Consider the following 16261-nt stretch of genomic DNA (forward strand, 5'->3'; position numbering starts at 1 on the left):
TGGCTGCCGTCGCCGACCGGGCCGATCAGCGTGCCGCGGCGCAGCTCGACGCCGTCGGGCATCGCGACGACACCCGACTCGACGACCACCGCGTGGGTGGGCCCGGCCAGGATCACGGGTGCCCCGGCGGGCAGCCCGACGGGGTGGGCGGAGGCGATCAGGGCGAGCCGCTCGTCCCCGGCCAGTCCGGCCAGGGCGGGCGTGTCGGCGAAGAGTGCCTCGGCCTCGGCGCGCTCGGCGGGCGGCGGTCCGGGCAGCGGGCCGATCACGGTCGCCACGGCTGCCGTCGGTACGGCCAGCAGCGTCGTCCCGGCCGTGAACCAGTCCAGCGCCATCGAGCGGCCGGTCAGCGCGTCGGCCAGCCCGACCACGCCCCCGGGGCCGACGTGGTGCCGGACGATGCCGCCCGGGTCGCCCGGCTTGCGGGCCTGCACCGCACCCTCCACGACCACGTAGACCGCTTGTTGCGCGCTGCCCGACAGGACGAGCGGGGTGCCCGACGGCGGGCGCACCCAGCGGGCCCGCGCGGCCAGGCTCTCCAGCGCCGCCTGCGGCAGGCCGCCGAGCTCGGAGTGGTGCAGCGCGGCGATCCGCCGGGGCAGGTCCGCGTCGCGGTCGCGTTCCGCCGCCCGCTGCCGCGCCTTGCGCACGGCGCGACCCACCCGCCGCAGGCCGGGTACGAGCACCGGCGCGCACAGGCCGAGCACGATCGCCACGAGCAGCAGCTTGCCCGCGGCGCCCGAGTGCCACAGCCCGGTTGTGACGCCGCGCAGCCGGTCCGACCACAGCTGCCACGCCACGTTCAGGGCGACGACGAGCCAGAGGACGGCGAGGATGCCGTACAGGGCGATGATCTTGCCCTCGCGGTCGAGGCCGCTCCAGGCCGGCGGCCGGCCGCGCAGCCGGGCGGACAACCAGGCGATCCCGCGGCCGCGCAGGTGCGGGATCTCCAGCCAGTCCATCAGCAGGCGGCTGCCGTCCCGCGGCAGGAACGGGTTGAGCTGCAGGAACAGGTGCAGGTACCAGACGAAGGCGAGCTTGAACGCGACGGGACCGGCGGCCGGCAGCGCCACGGCGAGCAGCTGCGCCACGCCGGCCAGGGCGAGCGACGTCGCCGGGCCGGCCGCGGTGACCAGGACCCGGGCCCGCCGGCCGGCCATCCATGCGTCGGACGTGTCGGCGTGGATCGCGGGCAGGCCGTGCCGGAAGGCGATCCCGGCCCGGCCGACCTCGCGGCCGGCGTGCTTGGTGGCCAGGGCGTGGCCCAGCTCGTGCAGCGTGACAGCGATGGCGGTGAGCAGCACCAGGGTGAGCGCGCCGGTGAAGTAGGAGCCGCCGGTCAGGAAGAGCGACTGGCTCCCGCGCCACCAGGTCGCCGCGAACAGCACGAGCCCCGCGAGCGACAGGACCGCGCCCACCAGGACGACGGCCTTGCTGAAGAGGATCCGGCCGCCGGCGCGGTGCAGGACGGTGGCCAGCGGGTCGGCGGCGAAGGAGAGCCCGCGGCGGCGCGGCGCGGGCCGGGAGTGCCGGGCCTGGTCCACCGGCGCCTGGTGGAACGCGTCGTCGGGCAGGTCGTCGAGCATCCCGTTGGCGGCGAGGTCGGCGACCACCCGGCGCACCTGGTCGGGAGCCAGCCGGCCCGCGAGCCGCGCGAACTCGGCGACCAGCCGGGACACCGTCTGCGTGCCGTCCATCAGCAGCGCGAGCTGCCACTCCTCGGGCGTGAGACGCAGATAGCCGGTGCCGGCCTCGTCGGGCGAGCGCAGCATCACGTACGGGGTCCCGCGCACGCCGGTCAGCTCGGCGGCCTCGATCCCCGAGCGCAGCGCCGGCCGCGCCCGCGACGGGTCCAGGCGATCGGCGACGACCCCGCCGAAGCCGGCCTGCCCCGGCGGGTCACCCGGCCCGGACAGGGCGTCCCAGGCACTGCTCCGAATCTCGACGTCAGTCACGCTGTTTCCCATTCCACGACGGCGAATGGAGAGTAGGCGGTCGGCAGCACCGAAGGCGAGACCTCATTTTGTGCATCCACGGGGAGATATCGCCGCAAGAAGGCACAAAGCGCAATGGGTGACCGCGACCAACCCCCTTGGTCACGGCCACCCACCGGCGTCGAGGGTTGTTCCCGGCCCCGTCGACTGCGCACCTTCGCCGCCGGTCGACTCGCCGGGAACCCATCCTCGCTGGCGCCACCCGATGGCCCGGGTGGCACCGGGACGTGGTCTGTCAGGATGCCTCGGCCAGCGTGGCGCTGACCGTCTGCTGCTGCCCGTTGCGGGTGAAGACGATCTCCACCTTGTCGCCGACCTTGGCGCCCTGGATGATCGCCACCAGGTCGTCCGAGTCGTTGATCGTCTTGCCGTTCACCGTCTTGATGACGTCGCCCTGCTCGATGCCGGCCTTCGCCGCGGCGCTGTTGGCGGTGACGGAGCTGACCAGCGCGCCGCCGTCCTCGCCCTCGGTCACGCTGACGCCCAGGGCCGGGTGGCTGACCTTCTCACCCTTCATCAGGGCGTCGGCGACGGTCTTCACCTTGTCGCTCGGGATCGCGAAGCCGAGGCCGATGTTGCCGGTGCTCTGGCCCGAGGTGTAGATCGCCGAGTTGATCCCGATGACCTCGCCGTTGGTGTTGACCAGCGCGCCGCCCGAGTTACCAGGGTTGATCGGGGCGTCGGTCTGCAGCAGCCCGGACATCGTCGTGCTCGCCGACTGCTGCTGTTGCTGCTGGCCGCCGAACGGGTTCTGCGGGGTCTGCTGCTGCTCGTCCTCGCTGCTGGACTGGATCGTGCGGTCCTTGGCGCTGATGATGCCCTCGGTGACCGAGCCCTCCAGGCCGAGCGGGCTGCCGAGCGCCAGCACGGTGTCGCCCACCTGCATGTTGGCGCTGGAGCCGAGCTTGGCGGCCTTGAGGTCGGAGACGCCGGTGGCCTTGACGACCGCCAGGTCGGTGCGCTCGTCGGTGCCGACGATCGTCGCCTCTGCCTTCTTGCCGTCGGCGAAGATGACCGTCACCGTCTTGCCCTGCGCGGTGGAGACCACGTGGTTGTTGGTGACGATGTAGCCGTCGGCGGTCAGCACGACGCCGGAGCCCTCGCCGCTGTCGGTGGTGATCGACACGACCTGGTCCTTGACCGCGGCGACGATCTGCGCGAGCGACGAGCGGTCCACGACCCGGGTGACGGCCGAGTTGCTGGTCTGCACGGACGAGGAGCCGTTGTTGTCGTCGAACGCGAGCGCGGTGGCCGCGCCGACCCCGCCCGCACCGAGCGCGATCAGGACCGCGACCGCGCCCGTGACGAGGATGCGCCGGCCGCGCCGCGCCTTCTCCGGGTCGCGCTGACCGGTCGTGGTGCCGACCCCGGTCGCCCAGATCGGGGCGTCCGCCTGCTGACCGGTCCACTGCTGCTGGCCCTCGGCGCCCGGCTGACCGGCCCACTGCTGCTGGCCCTCGGCGCCCGGCTGACCGGCCCACTGCTGCTGGCCCTCGGCCGCGGGCTGGCCGGCGGGGATCGCGTATTGCGGCTGCTGGCCGGCGTAAGCGTGGGCATAGCCCGGGTAGTGCTGCTGGCCGTGCCATTGCTGCTGGCCGCTCCACTGCTGGCCGTATTGCTGCTGGCCGCCCTGCGCCCAGGGCGAGCCCTGCCACTGGCCGGGCGGGGCCTGCTGCGGGGCCTGCGGAGGGGCCGGCTGCTGGGTCGGCAGGGCGCTCTGCTGCGCCGTGATGTCGGACGTCCCCCGCTCCGGGCTGGTGCCTGCGTGGGAGGCGTCCGCGGGCCGGTGCGACTGCTCCTCGGTGGAGGAGTCTTCGTGCCGCTGCGGGGTCTCGTGCTCGTTCATGTGGTCCACACTGCTCCTGCCCGCTCCGACAGACCTGTGGCTGCCCTGGGTGTTTTCTGAGAATGGCGGATGCCCGGTTGTGTCAGCTTTCGTCCGGGACAAGAGCGGGCAGAGTGACCCGGAAAGTGGCGCCTTCGCCCGGTTCGCTGTCAACTTCCACAGAACCATGGTGCGCCCGCACGATCGCCGCGACGATCGCCAGCCCCAGCCCCGTGCCCGTCGCCTGCCGGTCGGTGCGCCGGGTGCGCGCCTCGTCGGCCCGGTAGAACCGCTCGAACACCCGCTCACGCTGCTCCGGCGAGAGACCCGGGCCGGTGTCGGAGATCTCGATCACAGCCCGGTTGCCCGGGGCCGTCGACAGCGCCAGCTTCACGGACGCCTCCGGCGGCGTGTGCACCAGGGCGTTCGTCATCAGATTGCCGATCACCTGGCGGAGCCGGGCGTCGTCGCCGTACGCCACCAGCTTCTCCGGCACGTCGCGCACCTCGAGCTCGATCGTCCGCTCCGGCGCCGTCGCCTGGGCGGCCTGCACCGCGTCGAGCGCGAGCACGGGCAGCTCCACCGGCGCCAGCTCCACGGGGCGCTGGCGGTCGAGCCGGGCCAGCAGGAGCAGGTCCTCGACGAGCAGGCCCATCCGGGAGGCCTCGTCCTCGATGCGGCGTACCAGCTTGGCGGTGTCCTCCGGCGTGGCCACCGCGCCCTGCCGATAGAGCTCGGCGAAGCCGCGGATGGAGGTCAGCGGCGTGCGCAGCTCGTGCGAGGCGTCCGCCACGAACTGCCGCATCTTGCCCTCGGACCGCACCGCGCGGGCCTCCGACGCCTGCGCCGCCTCGGCCGCGTCCCGGGCCTGGGACTCCGCCGCCCGCGCCGCCGTCTCGGACAGCGCCCGCGCGGTGAAGGCCGCCTCGATCTGCGCGAGCATGGCGTTGAGCGCCCGGGACAGCCGGCCCAGCTCGGTGCGCGGCTCCCCCTCGTCGGGCTCCGGGTCGGGCACGCGCTGGGTGAGGTCGCCCGCCGCGATCGCCGCCGCGGTGCGCTCGATCTGCACCAGCGGGATCAGGCTCTGCCGCACGATCGCCGCCCCGACCGACGCCAGGGCCAGCAGCACGCCCGCCCCGACCAGGATGTCCACCCAGACCAGCCGGCTGATCGCGTCGTCGATGCCGATCATGCGCTGCGCGACGTGCAGCACCGAGCCCGTCGACGTGTAGGAGACCAGCACCCGCCAGTGCACCGTGCCGTCCGCCGAGGTGGCCGTGTAGGGCACGCCGACGTGCTGGTTGACCTCCTTGGTGCCGGTCAGCAGGGGCGGCAGCTGCTCCGCGGTGTAGGAGCTCTTGTCGTACTTCTGCGCGGAGGGGTTGAAGATGCCGTCGACGGTCGTGACGTTGACGTAGTAGTCCGACGGCAGGAAAGCGATGTCGTACGCGCGCAGGTTGTCGACGAGCTTGGTGTTCTGCACCAGCTGCGCGTCGAGCCGGCCGATCAGATAGTTGTGCAGCGCGTAGGTGCTCGCGGCGCTGATCAGGGTCAGCGCGGCGAAGACGAGCGCGAGCACGGACGCGACGAGCTTGGTGCGCAACGGCACCCGGCGCAGGGCGGGCTGCGCCGGGACGTGACCGACGCGGATGCGGTCGCCTAGCTTCACCTCAACCCCGGCTGACGGACGGAAGCGGGACAAGGATGAGCATGCCGCCATTTTCGCCCCGGGCACTGCGCCGGGGCTGCATGCCGCCTGAAAGTTTTCTGGGACACGCCGGGCGGCGCTCGTCCCCGGTCGGGAAGGTCACGGGCGGGGGGCTCAGGCCGCGGGCTTGCGCAGCACGTAACCGACGCCGCGGAGCGTGTGGATCAGCCGCGGCTGCACGTTGTCCACCTTGCGCCGCAGGTAGGAGATGTAGGACTCCACGATGTTGTCGTCGCCCCGGAAGTCGTACTTCCACACGTGGTCGAGGATCTGCGCCTTGGACAGCACCCGGTTGGCGTTGAGCATCAGATAGCGCAGCAGCTTGAACTCCGTCGGCGACAGCTGCACCCGCTGGCCGGCCCGGTAGACCTCGTGCGTCTCCTCGTCCAGCTCCAGGTCGGCGAAGACCAGGCGGGACGGCTCGTCGTCGCCGCCGGCCGTGCGGCGCAGCACGGCACGGATGCGCGCGGTGAGCTCCTCGAGGCTGAACGGCTTGGTCACGTAGTCGTCGCCGCCCAGGGTCAGGCCCCGGATCTTGTCGTCGGTGCCGTCGCGGGCGGTGAGGAAGACCACGGGGGTGCGCTGGCCGCCCTCGCGCATGAGCCGGATCACCTCGAAGCCGTCGAGGTCGGGCAGCATGACGTCGAGGACGACGAGGTCGGGCGTGGCGTTCTTGGCCGCGGTGACGGCGGCGCTGCCGCTGGTGGCGGTGCTGACGTCGAACCCGGCGAAGCGCAGGCTGGCGGAGAGCAGCTCGAGGATGTTGGCATCGTCCTCGACCACGAGGAGCTTCGCCTCGCTCTGCTTGCCCTGCGTCTGTGTAGCGGCCATGGGTTCCATCTTCACGCAGGCCGCTGCACTGCCGCTGCGCACTCCCTGAAAGTTTTCTGTGAGCCGCCTAAGCGGCCAGGGGCAGTTCGCTGTGCGCCGCCTAAGCGGCCAGGGGCAGTTCGCTGCGCCGGCTAAGCGGCCAGGCCGAACCGGGCGGCGGGCAGACCCGACGAGGCCTGCGCCGCGCGGGCCAGCGACCGGCGGCTCGCGCCGGGCTCCGGGCGCAAGGCGGGCGCCGCCACGACGGTGACGGTGAGCTCACGCAGGGCGGCCACCCGCCGGACCGACTGCCACAGGGTCTCGTGGCCGACGAACGACGCGGCCGGGGTGCCGTACCGGATGGTGACGGGCACCACCGGGGCCGCGGCGTCGACCGCGGCCTGGAACATCGCGGGCCGGAAGCGGCCCGGCCGCGCGCCGCACGACGTCGTCCCCTCCGGGAAGACCGCGACGGTACGCCCGGTGCGCAGCGTGGCGGCGACCTCCGCGACGGTGGCCGGCAGCAGCATCGGCCTGGTCCGGTCGATGAAGATGACGCCCAGGGCGCGGGCCATGGCGCCGACGCCCGGCCAGCCGCCCACCTCGCGCTTGGCCACCAGGCTCAGCGGGGTGGCCGTGAGCAGGGCGAGGACGTCGATCCAGGAGACGTGGTTCGCGGCGAGCAGGCTGCCCGGCCGCGGCGCCGGACCGCGCCGCACGAGACGCACGCCCAGGACCGTGAGCAGGGTGCGGGCCACCCAGCGGACCGCGGCCCCGCGCGCCAGCGGGACGATCACGAGCCCGGCCAGGAGTACGGCCGCCGCGGCGCCGATCCGCGCGGCCTGCACCAGCGGAGACGCGGTGTCGTCGCCGCCGGGCACACAGTGCGGCCCGCAGCCCGACTCCGGACGCCACATCATCGCGGTGGCCGGGTTCATCGGGTCGCACCCAGGAAGTGGCGGCGGTAGCGGGGGTCCATGCGGTCCATCGAGAACAGCATGTAGAAGTCCGCGCAGCCGAAGTCCGGGTCGTACGCCGGCGCCCCGCACACCCAGCTGCCCAGCCGCAGGTAGCCCTTGAGCAGCGGCGGCGGCTGGATCCGCGGGTCGCCCGCGAGGCCGCTCATGGCCGTCCAGTCCCGGCGGGGCGTCACCCGCAGCGCCGGCGGCGAGAGGTGCTTCGCCTGGATCCGGGCCCACACCCCCGCGGCCTGCGCCCCGCCGTCGGCGAGCGACACGGAGGCGCAGCCGGCGAGCCAGCGCAGGTTGTTCAGGTGCAGGTAGCGCGCGATGCCGGCCCACATCAGGTTGACCACGGCGCCGGAGCGGTGGTCCGGGTGCACGCAGGAGCGGCCGGTCTCGACCAGCTGGTCGCGCAGCGGGCGCAGGCCGCTCAGGTCGAACTCGGCGTCGCCGTACCGGCGGCCCGCCCGCTCCGCGGCGCGCGGCGGCAGCATCCGGTACGTGCCGACGACCTCACCGGTCGCGTCGGAGCGCACGATGAGGTGGTCACAGAAGTCGTCGAACTCGTCGACGTCCCGCCCGTCCGCGGTCGCGCCTACCAGAGTCGCGCCGAGCTCGCCGGCGAAGACGTCGTGGCGCAGCCGTTGGGCGGCGGCCACCTGATCGGCGCTGTCCGCGATCAGGAGGGAGTAGCCGCTGGTCCCCGTGGGTGCGGCGGCGGTCATGAGTACCGTCATGTGACCTGTGTAACGCTCGCGTCTGCCCTCGGCGTGTCGGCTCAGGTGGCGGTTGATGTCGGCCAAGTGAACTGAACGCGCTTGACGCCTCCACTACGTTGATCGGAACCGATGGGGAGGACGTGACTTGACGGACGTACCGGGGGAGATCGTCGTCTCCCGTCTGACCAAGCAATACGGACAGTTGCGCGCGGTCGACGATCTGTCCTTCACCGTGCGGCCGGGCCGGGTCACCGGCTTCCTCGGGCCCAACGGCGCGGGCAAGACGACGACGCTGCGCATGATGCTCGGCCTGGTCCGGCCCACCTCGGGCACGGCAACCTTCTCCGGCGTCCCCTATGCCGAGCTGGAGGAGCCGATCCGGCACGTCGGGGCGGTGCTGGAGGCGTCCAGCGCGCACAAGGGCCGCACCGGGCGTAACCACCTACGCGTCATGGCGACCGCGGCCGGGCTGCCGGGCAGCGCCGCCGACCTCGCCCTCGAGCGGGTCGGGCTGACCCCGGCGGCGAACCGCAAGTTCAAGGGCTACTCGCTCGGCATGAAGCAGCGGCTCGGCATCGCCGCCGCGATGCTCGGCGACCCGGGGGTGCTGATCCTCGACGAGCCGGCGAACGGCCTCGACCCCGAGGGCATCCGGTGGATGCGCGACCTGCTCAAGGCGCTCGCCGCCCAGGGCCGTACGGTCCTGGTCTCCAGCCACCTGCTCGCCGAGATGCAGCAGCTCGCCGACGACGTGGTGATCATCGCCGGCGGGCAGCTGATCCGGCAGGGCCCGGTGGCCGACGTGCTGGCGTCCCTGAGCGTCCACCAGGTCCGCGTGCGCACGCCCCGGCCCGCCGAGCTCACCGCCGCCCTCGAGAAGGAGCAGGCGGAGGTGGCCGAGCTGCCCGACGGCGCGCTGTCGGTGACCGGGCTCGACGTCGCCCGCGTCGGCCACCTCGCCTTCACGGCCGGGGTCGAGCTGCACGAACTCGCCGGCGAGCGCGCCGACCTGGAACAGGTCTTCCTCCAGCTGACTGCCGGAAGGGCGGGGATCCGATGAGGCTCGTCCGGGCGGAGCTGCTGAAGATCCGTACGACCAGCACCTGGTGGGTCTTCGGCCTGGTCTTCCTCGCGCTGTGGGCGCTCACGCTCGCCGTCAACTGGTTCGCCACGAGCGTGGGGCTCGACGCCGGCGGCAGCGTCGAGGTCGACCCCGCCACCGGCGACTTCGTCATGCACGAGTCGGACATCGCCGCGAACCTCTACACCAACGGGCAGTTCTTCGGCGTCCTCGTCGTCATGCTGCTCGCCGCGATCGTGGTGACCAGCGAGTACTTCCAGCAGACCGCGACCACGACATTCCTGCAGACGCCGCGCCGCGAGCTGGTCGTCGCCGCGAAACTGCTCGCCGCGGTGCTCGTGGGGCTGGCGTTCTGGCTGGTGAGCACGATCCTCAACCTGATCTTCGGCGCGCTGATCCTGACCGCGTACGACGCGGGCACGTACTTCGGGTCGGGCGCGGTGTGGCAGGCGGTCCTGCTCAACGCCCTGGCGTACGCCCTCTGGGCGGTTTTCGGCGTCGGCGCGGGCGTGCTCATCCGCAGCCAGATCGGCGCCACGGTGACGCTGAGTGTGGTCTACGTGCTCGGCTATCTGGGCTCCAACACGTTCTTCCTGCTGATCGGCGACAGCCTCGGCTCGTGGTTCCCGAAGCTGCAGGTGCTCATCCCCCCGCTGGCCTCGCAGCTGCTGGTGTCCGGTGCGAGCCTGCCCGGTCAGCCGCCGCGCTGGCTGGGGGCGGTCGTTCTGATCCTGTACGCGGTCGTGGCGGGCGCCGTGGGCACGGTCATCACGAGAAAACGCGACATCACCTGACGTATCCGGCACCTCACCGTGCAGTCAGACCGGATGTGCGCATGGCCGTGCGCATTCCACGGCGTAGCCTTGACGCCGAATCATTCGTCCATGCTGTGACGAACGTCGCGTGCTGACAACATGGTGAAAGAGGCGAACACGGAAGTGTCGACCCAGCAGACTTCGCATGAGAATCCACTCGCGGACTTCGGTCCCAACGAGTGGATCGTCGACGAGATGTACCAGCGCTACCTGGCCGACCCCGCGAGCGTCGACCCGGCTTGGCACGACTTCTTCGCCGACTACAAGCCGGCGACGGCCACGACGGGCTCGATCGTGACGCCTGACGAGGCCACCGCCGCCAACGCGAAGGCCACCGCTGCCAAGGCCGGCACCGATGCGCCCGCCGCCACCACCGTGGCGCCCGTCAAGCCGACGGTCCCGGCCGCCCCCGCTCCCGCCCCGGAGAAGAAGGCGCCCCAGCCCAAGGCCGCGGCTCCCGTCGCCGCTCCCGCCGGGGCGAAGACGACGACGCTGCGGGGCGTCGCCGCCCGCATCGTGCAGAACATGGACGCCTCGCTCGAGGTGCCCACCGCCACGTCGGTGCGCGCCGTCCCGGCGAAGCTCATGGTCGACAACCGCATCGTCATCAACAACCACCTCGCCCGCGGGCGCGGCGGCAAGGTCAGCTTCACGCACATCATCGGCTACGCGCTGGTCCGCGCGGTCATGGCGAACCCGGAGATGAACAACTCCTTCGCCGAGGTCGACGGCAAGCCGGCCCTGGTCGAGCCCGAGCACATCAACCTCGGCATCGCGATCGACATGAAGAAGAAGGACGGCTCGCGCTCGCTGGTCGTGCCGTCGATCAAGAACTGCGAGCAGCTCGACTTCCGGCAGTTCCTGCAGGCGTACGAGGACATCGTCCGCCGGGCCCGCCGCAACGAGCTGACCATGGACGACTACGCCGGCACCACGATCTCGCTGACCAACCCCGGCGGCATCGGCACGGTCCACTCCATCCCGCGGCTCATGACCGGGCAGAGCGCGATCATCGGCGTCGGCGCCATGGAGTACCCGGCGCCCTACGCCGGCATGTCCGACGAGATGCTCACCGACCACGGCATCAGCAAGGTCACCACGCTGACCAGCACCTACGACCACCGGGTCATCCAGGGCGCGCAGTCCGGCGAGTTCCTCAAGGCGATGCACGAGTTCCTGCTCGGGGACCACAACTTCTACGACGACATCTTCACGGCGCTGCGCATCCCGTACGAGCCGGTGCGCTGGGTCCGCGACGTCGCGCACACCTCCGAGGGGCAGATCGACAAGGCCGCCCGCGTCGTGGAGCTGATCCACGCGTACCGGGTCCGGGGTCACCTGATGGCCGACACCGACCCGCTCGAGTTCAAGATCCGGCGGCACCCGGACCTCGACGTGCTCCAGCACGGCCTGACCCTGTGGGACCTCGACCGCACGTTCCCGGTCGGCGGCTTCGGCGGCAAGCAGAAGATGAAGCTGCGCGACGTGCTCGGCGTGCTGCGCGACACCTACTGCCGCCGGGTCGGCATCGAGTACATGCACATCCAGGGTCCCGAGGAGCGGCGCTGGATCCAGGACCGCATCGAGATCAAGTACACGAAGCCGGACCAGGAGGAGCAGAAGCACGTCCTCAACCGGCTCAACGCGGCCGAGGCGTTCGAGACCTTCCTGCAGACCAAGTACGTGGGCCAGAAGCGCTTCTCGCTCGAGGGCGGCGAGTCGCTGATCCCGCTGCTCGACGCGGTGCTCGAGGACGCGGCGAAGGCCGGGCTCGACGAGATGGTCATCGGCATGGCCCACCGCGGCCGGCTCAACGTGCTCGCGAACATCGTCGGCAAGCCGTACGAGAAGATCTTCAACGAGTTCGAGGGCCAGATGGACCCGAAGTCGGCCCACGGGTCCGGCGACGTGAAGTACCACCTGGGCCAGACCGGCAAGTACACGACGCCCGACGGCGAGAACAGCACGACGGTCAGCGTCGTCGCCAACCCGTCCCACCTCGAGGCCGTCGACCCGGTGCTCGAGGGCATCGTCCGGGCCAAGCAGGACCGCCTCGACCTGGGCCTGCACGGCTACACGGTGCTGCCGGTGCTGGTGCACGGCGACGCCGCGTTCGCCGGGCAGGGCGTGGTCGCCGAGACGCTCAACCTGTCGCAGCTGCGCGGCTACCGCACGGGCGGCACGGTGCACGTGGTCGTCAACAACCAGGTCGGCTTCACCACCGCCCCGGAGTACAGCCGCTCGTCGCTCTACTCGACCGACGTCGCGCGCATGATCCAGGCGCCGATCTTCCACGTGAACGGCGACGACCCCGAAGCCGTCGTCCGGGTCGCCAAGCTGGCCTTCGAGTACCGCCAGGCGTTCAACAAGGACGTCGTGATCGACCTGGTCTGCTACCGCCGGCGCGGCCACAACGAGGGCGACGACCCCTCGATGACCAACCCCCGGATGTACGAGATCATCGACACCAAGCGCTCGGTGCGCAAGCTCTACACCGAGGAGCTCATCGGCCGGGGCGACATCACCGTCGAGGACGCCCAGGACCAGCTGCGCGACTACCAGTCCCAGCTGGAGCAGGTGTTCAAGGCCACCCGCGACGCCGCGGGCACCGCCCCCCGGGTGCGCCCGTCGCTCGCCGACGAGCCGGAGCCGCAGGTGGACACCGCGATCGACGCCGCCGTCGTCAAGTCGGTCGGCCAGGCCCACCTCGACCTGCCCGAGGGCTTCACCCCGCACAAGCGGGTCCAGCAGCTGCTCGACCGGCGGGCCAAGATGGCCGTCGAGGGCGGCATCGACTGGGGCTTCGGCGAGCTGGTCGCCTTCGGCTCGCTGCTCGCCCAGGGCGTCACCGTCCGGCTCGCCGGACAGGACTCGCGGCGCGGCACGTTCGTCTCCCGGCACGCCTCGGTCGTCGACGCCAAGACCGGCGACGACTTCCTGCCGCTGTCCACGCTGGCCACCGGCAACGCGCGGTTCTTCGTCCACGACTCGCTGCTCAGCGAGTACGCGGCGATGGGCTTCGAGTACGGCTACTCGGTGGAGAACAAGGACGCCCTGGTCCTGTGGGAGGCCCAGTTCGGCGACTTCGTCAACGGCGCCCAGTCGATCGTGGACGAGTTCATCTCCTCGGGCGAGGTGAAGTGGGGCCAGCAGTCGTCGCTGGTGCTGCTGCTCCCGCACGGCATGGAGGGCCAGGGCCCGGACCACTCGTCCGGCCGCCCCGAGCGCTTCCTGCAGCTCTGCGCCCAGGACAACATGCGGGTGGCCAACCCGACCACCCCGGCGAACTACTTCCACCTGCTGCGCCGCCAGGCCCTCAGCAGCAAGCGCAAGCCGCTGGTTGTCTTCTCCCCGAAGTCGCTGCTGCGGCACCGCCTCGCGGTGTCCTCGGTCAACGACTTCACCACCGGCACCTTCCAGCCGATCCTCGCCGACGCCGGCATCAACGGCACGCCGCTCGACGCCGGCTCGGTCAAGCGGGTGCTGCTCTGCTCCGGCAAGGTCTACTACGACCTCTTCCAGGCCCGGGCCGAGCGCGGCGTCACCGACACCGCGATCATCCGGATGGAGCAGATCTACCCGCTGCCCGTCGAGGAGCTCAAGGCCGTCCTCAACCAGTACCCCAACGCGGAGGACTTCGCCTGGGTGCAGGAGGAGCCGGCCAACCAGGGCGCGTGGTCGTTCGTCGCGCTCAACCTGCTGGAGCACCTCGAGGGCGTACGGCTGCGGCGGGTCTCGCGCCCGGCGGCGGCCGCACCGGCGGTGGGCTCGGCCAAGATGCACGAGGCCGAGCAGGCCGCGCTGATCGAGGCCGCGCTTCCGCGGTCCTGATCCTGTCGCCACTCGCCGCCCCGTGGGTTCGCCCGCGGGGCGGCGCTTTACTATCCGCTCATGTACTTCACCGATCGTGGCATCGAAGAGCTGGTCGAGCGGCGCGGCGAGGAGTCCGTGACGCTGGAGTGGGTGGCGTCGCAGCTGCAGGTCTTCGTCGACCAGAACCCGGAGTTCGAGACGCCCATCGAGCGCTTCGCCACCTGGCTCGCCCGCGACGACGACGAGGACGAGTCCTGATCGACCGCCCGATCCGCCGCGTCGAGCTCCACCCGGACGCCGTCGTCGACCGTTCCTCCTGGTGGGCCCGCATCCCAGCCGTTGCGGCGGTGCTCGAGCACGGCCTCAACATCCCGGCCGGCGTCACCTTCCTGGTCGGCGAGAACGGCTCCGGCAAGTCCACGCTGGTGGAGGCCCTCGCGGGCGCCCACGGCCTCAACCCCGAGGGCGGCTCCCGGGACGCCCGGCACAGCAGCCGGGCCACCGAGTCGCCGCTCGGCGGGCTGCTCAAGGTGATCCGCACACCCGGGCGTCCGCTCTCCGCATACTTCCTGCGGGCCGAGACGATGCACGGGCTGTACACCTATCTGGAGAGCCTGCCGGGCTCGCCCGACTTCGATCTGCACGAACGCAGCCACGGGGAGGGCTTCCTCGAGATCCTCGACCGCAAGTTCCACGGGTACGGCTTCTACCTGATGGACGAGCCGGAAGCGCCCCTGTCCTTCACGTCGACGCTGGGGCTGCTCGCGCGTCTGGGATCGTTACGTGACGACGGGGCGCAGGTGGTGATCGCCACCCACTCGCCGGTGCTGACCGCTCTTCCCGGGGCGACGATCCTCGAACTGGGCGCGCACGGGATCCGCCGGGTTTCCTGGTCGTCCCTGGAGATCGTGGCGCATTGGCGGCGCTTCCTGGACGAGCCCTCCAGTTATCTGCGCTCGTTGCTCTGAGCCCGCTCGCCTCGGGGTCGTGGCCTGCGGTCTCTGCCGCGCTTGCGCCGGGTCGTGGCCTGCGGTCTTCGCCGCGCTTGCGCCGGGTCGTGGCCTGCGGTCTTCGCCGCGCTTGCGGCGGGTCGCTTGCGGCGGGTCGCTTGCGGCGGGTCATGGCCTCCGGCCTCCCCCACCCGGGATCCTACTCCGGCCGGCCGACGTCTCCGCCGCGTTGTCCACAGGGCCGGCGGGACCTTCGGCCGTTGTCCACAGGGCCGGGCGACCCCGGGCATGATCTTGGGCGTGCCGGTAGTTTGGGCACGTGGCAAGCGTCTATGTGGCCGGGCTGGGTCCCGGTGTCGGCAAGGGCACCGTGGCCCTCGGGCTCGCGGAGCTCCTCTCCCGCCAGGTCGCGCGCATCGGGGTCTTCCGGCCCTTGGTGCCGGCGTCGGGGCGGGATCCGCTGCTCACCCTGCTCACCGAGCGTTATCCGGTCAGCGCGGGCTACGAGGCGTCCTACGGGGTCACCTCCGCCGAGGCGGCCGAGCTGGTGGCCGACGGCCGGTGGGAGGAGCTGATCTCCCGCATCGTCGAGCGCTATCGCGAGGTCGAGCGGGACTGCGCGTCGGTCGTGGTGATCGGCAGCGACTTCGCGGTCCGGCAGGACGACGGCGGCGACGAGATGCCACGCGAGCTGGGGTTCAATGCGCGGCTGGCGGTGGAGTTCGGCAGTGTGGTGGTGCCCGTCGTCAGCGGCCAGGGGCGCAGGGGCGACGTGAGCGGGGCGGCCCGGGCGGCGTACCACTCGCTCACCGACCTGGGCGCGACGGTGCTGGCCGTGATCGCCAACCGGGTGCCGGAGGGCTTCGCCGTCCCCAACGGCGTGCCGGTGCCGGTGTGGGCGATCCCCGAGGTGCCCGCCGTGGCCGCGCCCACGGTGGCCGAGGTCGCCGCCGCGCTCGACGCGACCGTGGTGACCGGCGGGGAGGCGGCGCTCGACCGCGACGTCCTCGACTATGTCGTCGGCGCCGCCCATGTCCCGGCCGTCCTCGAGCACCTGACCGACGGCGCGCTGCTGATCACCCCGGGCGACCGGGCCGATCTCCTGGTCGCCGCGAGCGCCGCGCACGCCGCGGGCAACGTGACGCTGGCCGGGCTGGTACTGACGCTGGGCGAGTTCCCCGACCCCCGGGCCGTGCAGGTGATCGAGCGGCTCAACACCGGGCTGGCCATGCTGGTCGTGCGGTCCGACAGCTACGACACGATCAACGCCGCCGATCGCATCGAGGCCAAGCTGAGCCCGGCCACGCCCCGCAAGGTGCAGGCCGCGCTCGGGGTCTTCGACGAGCATGTGGACACCGCCGAGCTGAGCCGCCTGCTGGATGTGACCCGGTCCTCGCGGGTGACGCCCCTGATGTTCGAGAACGATCTGATCGACCGGGCCCGCGCCACCCGCCGCCACCTGGTCCTGCCCGAGGGCACCGAGGAGCGCATCCTGCGTGCCACGGAGACGCTCCTGCGCCGCGGAGTCGCCGACCTCACCCTGCTGGGCGACCCCGACGAGATCAACCGCCGCGCCCGCGAGCT

General features: G+C 71.9%; 11 protein-coding genes and 1 pseudogene. 6 read left to right on the forward strand and 6 right to left on the reverse strand.

The annotated features are described in order from the left end of the window. The 6 genes and pseudogenes from RBH18_RS37665 to RBH18_RS37690 form a co-directional block, all read right to left on the reverse strand. A pseudogene (locus RBH18_RS37665) lies at nt 1-1955 on the reverse strand (cyclic nucleotide-binding protein); the annotation flags it as partial. Between the two features lie 274 nt (nt 1956-2229). Next, nucleotides 2230-3840, reverse strand: coding sequence for a S1C family serine protease (locus RBH18_RS37670; RefSeq protein WP_306215286.1), 1611 nt, complete (start codon nt 3838-3840; stop codon nt 2230-2232). An 82-nt stretch (nt 3841-3922) separates the two neighbouring features. Further along, complete coding sequence (locus RBH18_RS37675) at nt 3923-5488, reverse strand: sensor histidine kinase (RefSeq protein ID WP_306215287.1); 1566 nt, start codon at nt 5486-5488, stop codon at nt 3923-3925. A 153-nt stretch (nt 5489-5641) separates the two neighbouring features. After that, nucleotides 5642-6358: a response regulator transcription factor gene (locus tag RBH18_RS37680; protein ID WP_306215288.1), complete on the reverse strand. Its 717-nt coding sequence runs from the start codon at nt 6356-6358 to the stop codon at nt 5642-5644. Between the two features lie 131 nt (nt 6359-6489). Further along, entirely contained in the window at nt 6490-7275 is a 786-nt protein-coding gene (locus RBH18_RS37685; protein ID WP_306215289.1) for a lysophospholipid acyltransferase family protein, read from the reverse strand. Further along, nucleotides 7272-8036 (reverse strand): GNAT family N-acetyltransferase, encoded by a 765-nt coding sequence (locus RBH18_RS37690; RefSeq protein WP_306215291.1) that lies wholly within the window; start codon nt 8034-8036, stop codon nt 7272-7274. Before RBH18_RS37690 ends, RBH18_RS37685 begins: the two co-directional genes overlap by 4 nt. A gap of 127 nt (nt 8037-8163) precedes the next feature. Between RBH18_RS37690 and RBH18_RS37695 the strand changes: the two genes are divergently transcribed. The 6 genes from RBH18_RS37695 to RBH18_RS37720 all read left to right on the forward strand — a co-directional run. Beyond that, nucleotides 8164-9078 carry an ABC transporter ATP-binding protein gene (locus RBH18_RS37695; protein WP_306215293.1) on the forward strand — a complete coding sequence of 305 codons (915 nt, stop codon included), beginning with the start codon at nt 8164-8166 and terminating at the stop codon, nt 9076-9078. Further along, nucleotides 9075-9893: an ABC transporter permease subunit gene (locus tag RBH18_RS37700; RefSeq protein WP_306215294.1), complete on the forward strand. Its 819-nt coding sequence runs from the start codon at nt 9075-9077 to the stop codon at nt 9891-9893. The genes RBH18_RS37695 and RBH18_RS37700 overlap by 4 nt, the downstream gene beginning before the upstream one ends. Before the next feature lie 144 nt (nt 9894-10037). Then, entirely contained in the window at nt 10038-13745 is a 3708-nt protein-coding gene (locus tag RBH18_RS37705; protein ID WP_306215297.1) for a multifunctional oxoglutarate decarboxylase/oxoglutarate dehydrogenase thiamine pyrophosphate-binding subunit/dihydrolipoyllysine-residue succinyltransferase subunit, read from the forward strand. Nucleotides 13746-13805: 60 nt separating this feature from the next. Beyond that, nucleotides 13806-13985 (forward strand): DUF6104 family protein, encoded by a 180-nt coding sequence (locus RBH18_RS37710; protein WP_305785257.1) that lies wholly within the window; start codon nt 13806-13808, stop codon nt 13983-13985. Between the two features lie 89 nt (nt 13986-14074). After that, entirely contained in the window at nt 14075-14695 is a 621-nt protein-coding gene (locus tag RBH18_RS37715) for an AAA family ATPase (RefSeq protein WP_306215295.1), read from the forward strand. A gap of 301 nt (nt 14696-14996) precedes the next feature. Next, a partial coding sequence (locus RBH18_RS37720; protein ID WP_306215296.1) for a phosphate acyltransferase occupies nt 14997-16261 on the forward strand: 1265 nt, incomplete at its 3' end.

The sequence above is a fragment of the Actinoplanes oryzae genome (assembly GCF_030757795.1).
Lineage (GTDB): Bacteria > Actinomycetota > Actinomycetes > Mycobacteriales > Micromonosporaceae > Actinoplanes.

Coding starts and splice junctions, on each gene's coding strand:
- RBH18_RS37670 (WP_306215286.1), bottom strand. CDS start 3,840: ATGAACGAGCACGAGACCCCGCAGCGGCACGAAGACTCCTCCACCGAG.
- RBH18_RS37680 (WP_306215288.1), bottom strand. CDS start 6,358: ATGGCCGCTACACAGACGCAGGGCAAGCAGAGCGAGGCGAAGCTCCTC.
- RBH18_RS37685 (WP_306215289.1), bottom strand. CDS start 7,275: ATGAACCCGGCCACCGCGATGATGTGGCGTCCGGAGTCGGGCTGCGGG.
- RBH18_RS37690 (WP_306215291.1), bottom strand. CDS start 8,036: ATGACGGTACTCATGACCGCCGCCGCACCCACGGGGACCAGCGGCTAC.
- RBH18_RS37700 (WP_306215294.1), top strand. CDS start 9,075: ATGAGGCTCGTCCGGGCGGAGCTGCTGAAGATCCGTACGACCAGCACC.
- RBH18_RS37710 (WP_305785257.1), top strand. CDS start 13,806: ATGTACTTCACCGATCGTGGCATCGAAGAGCTGGTCGAGCGGCGCGGC.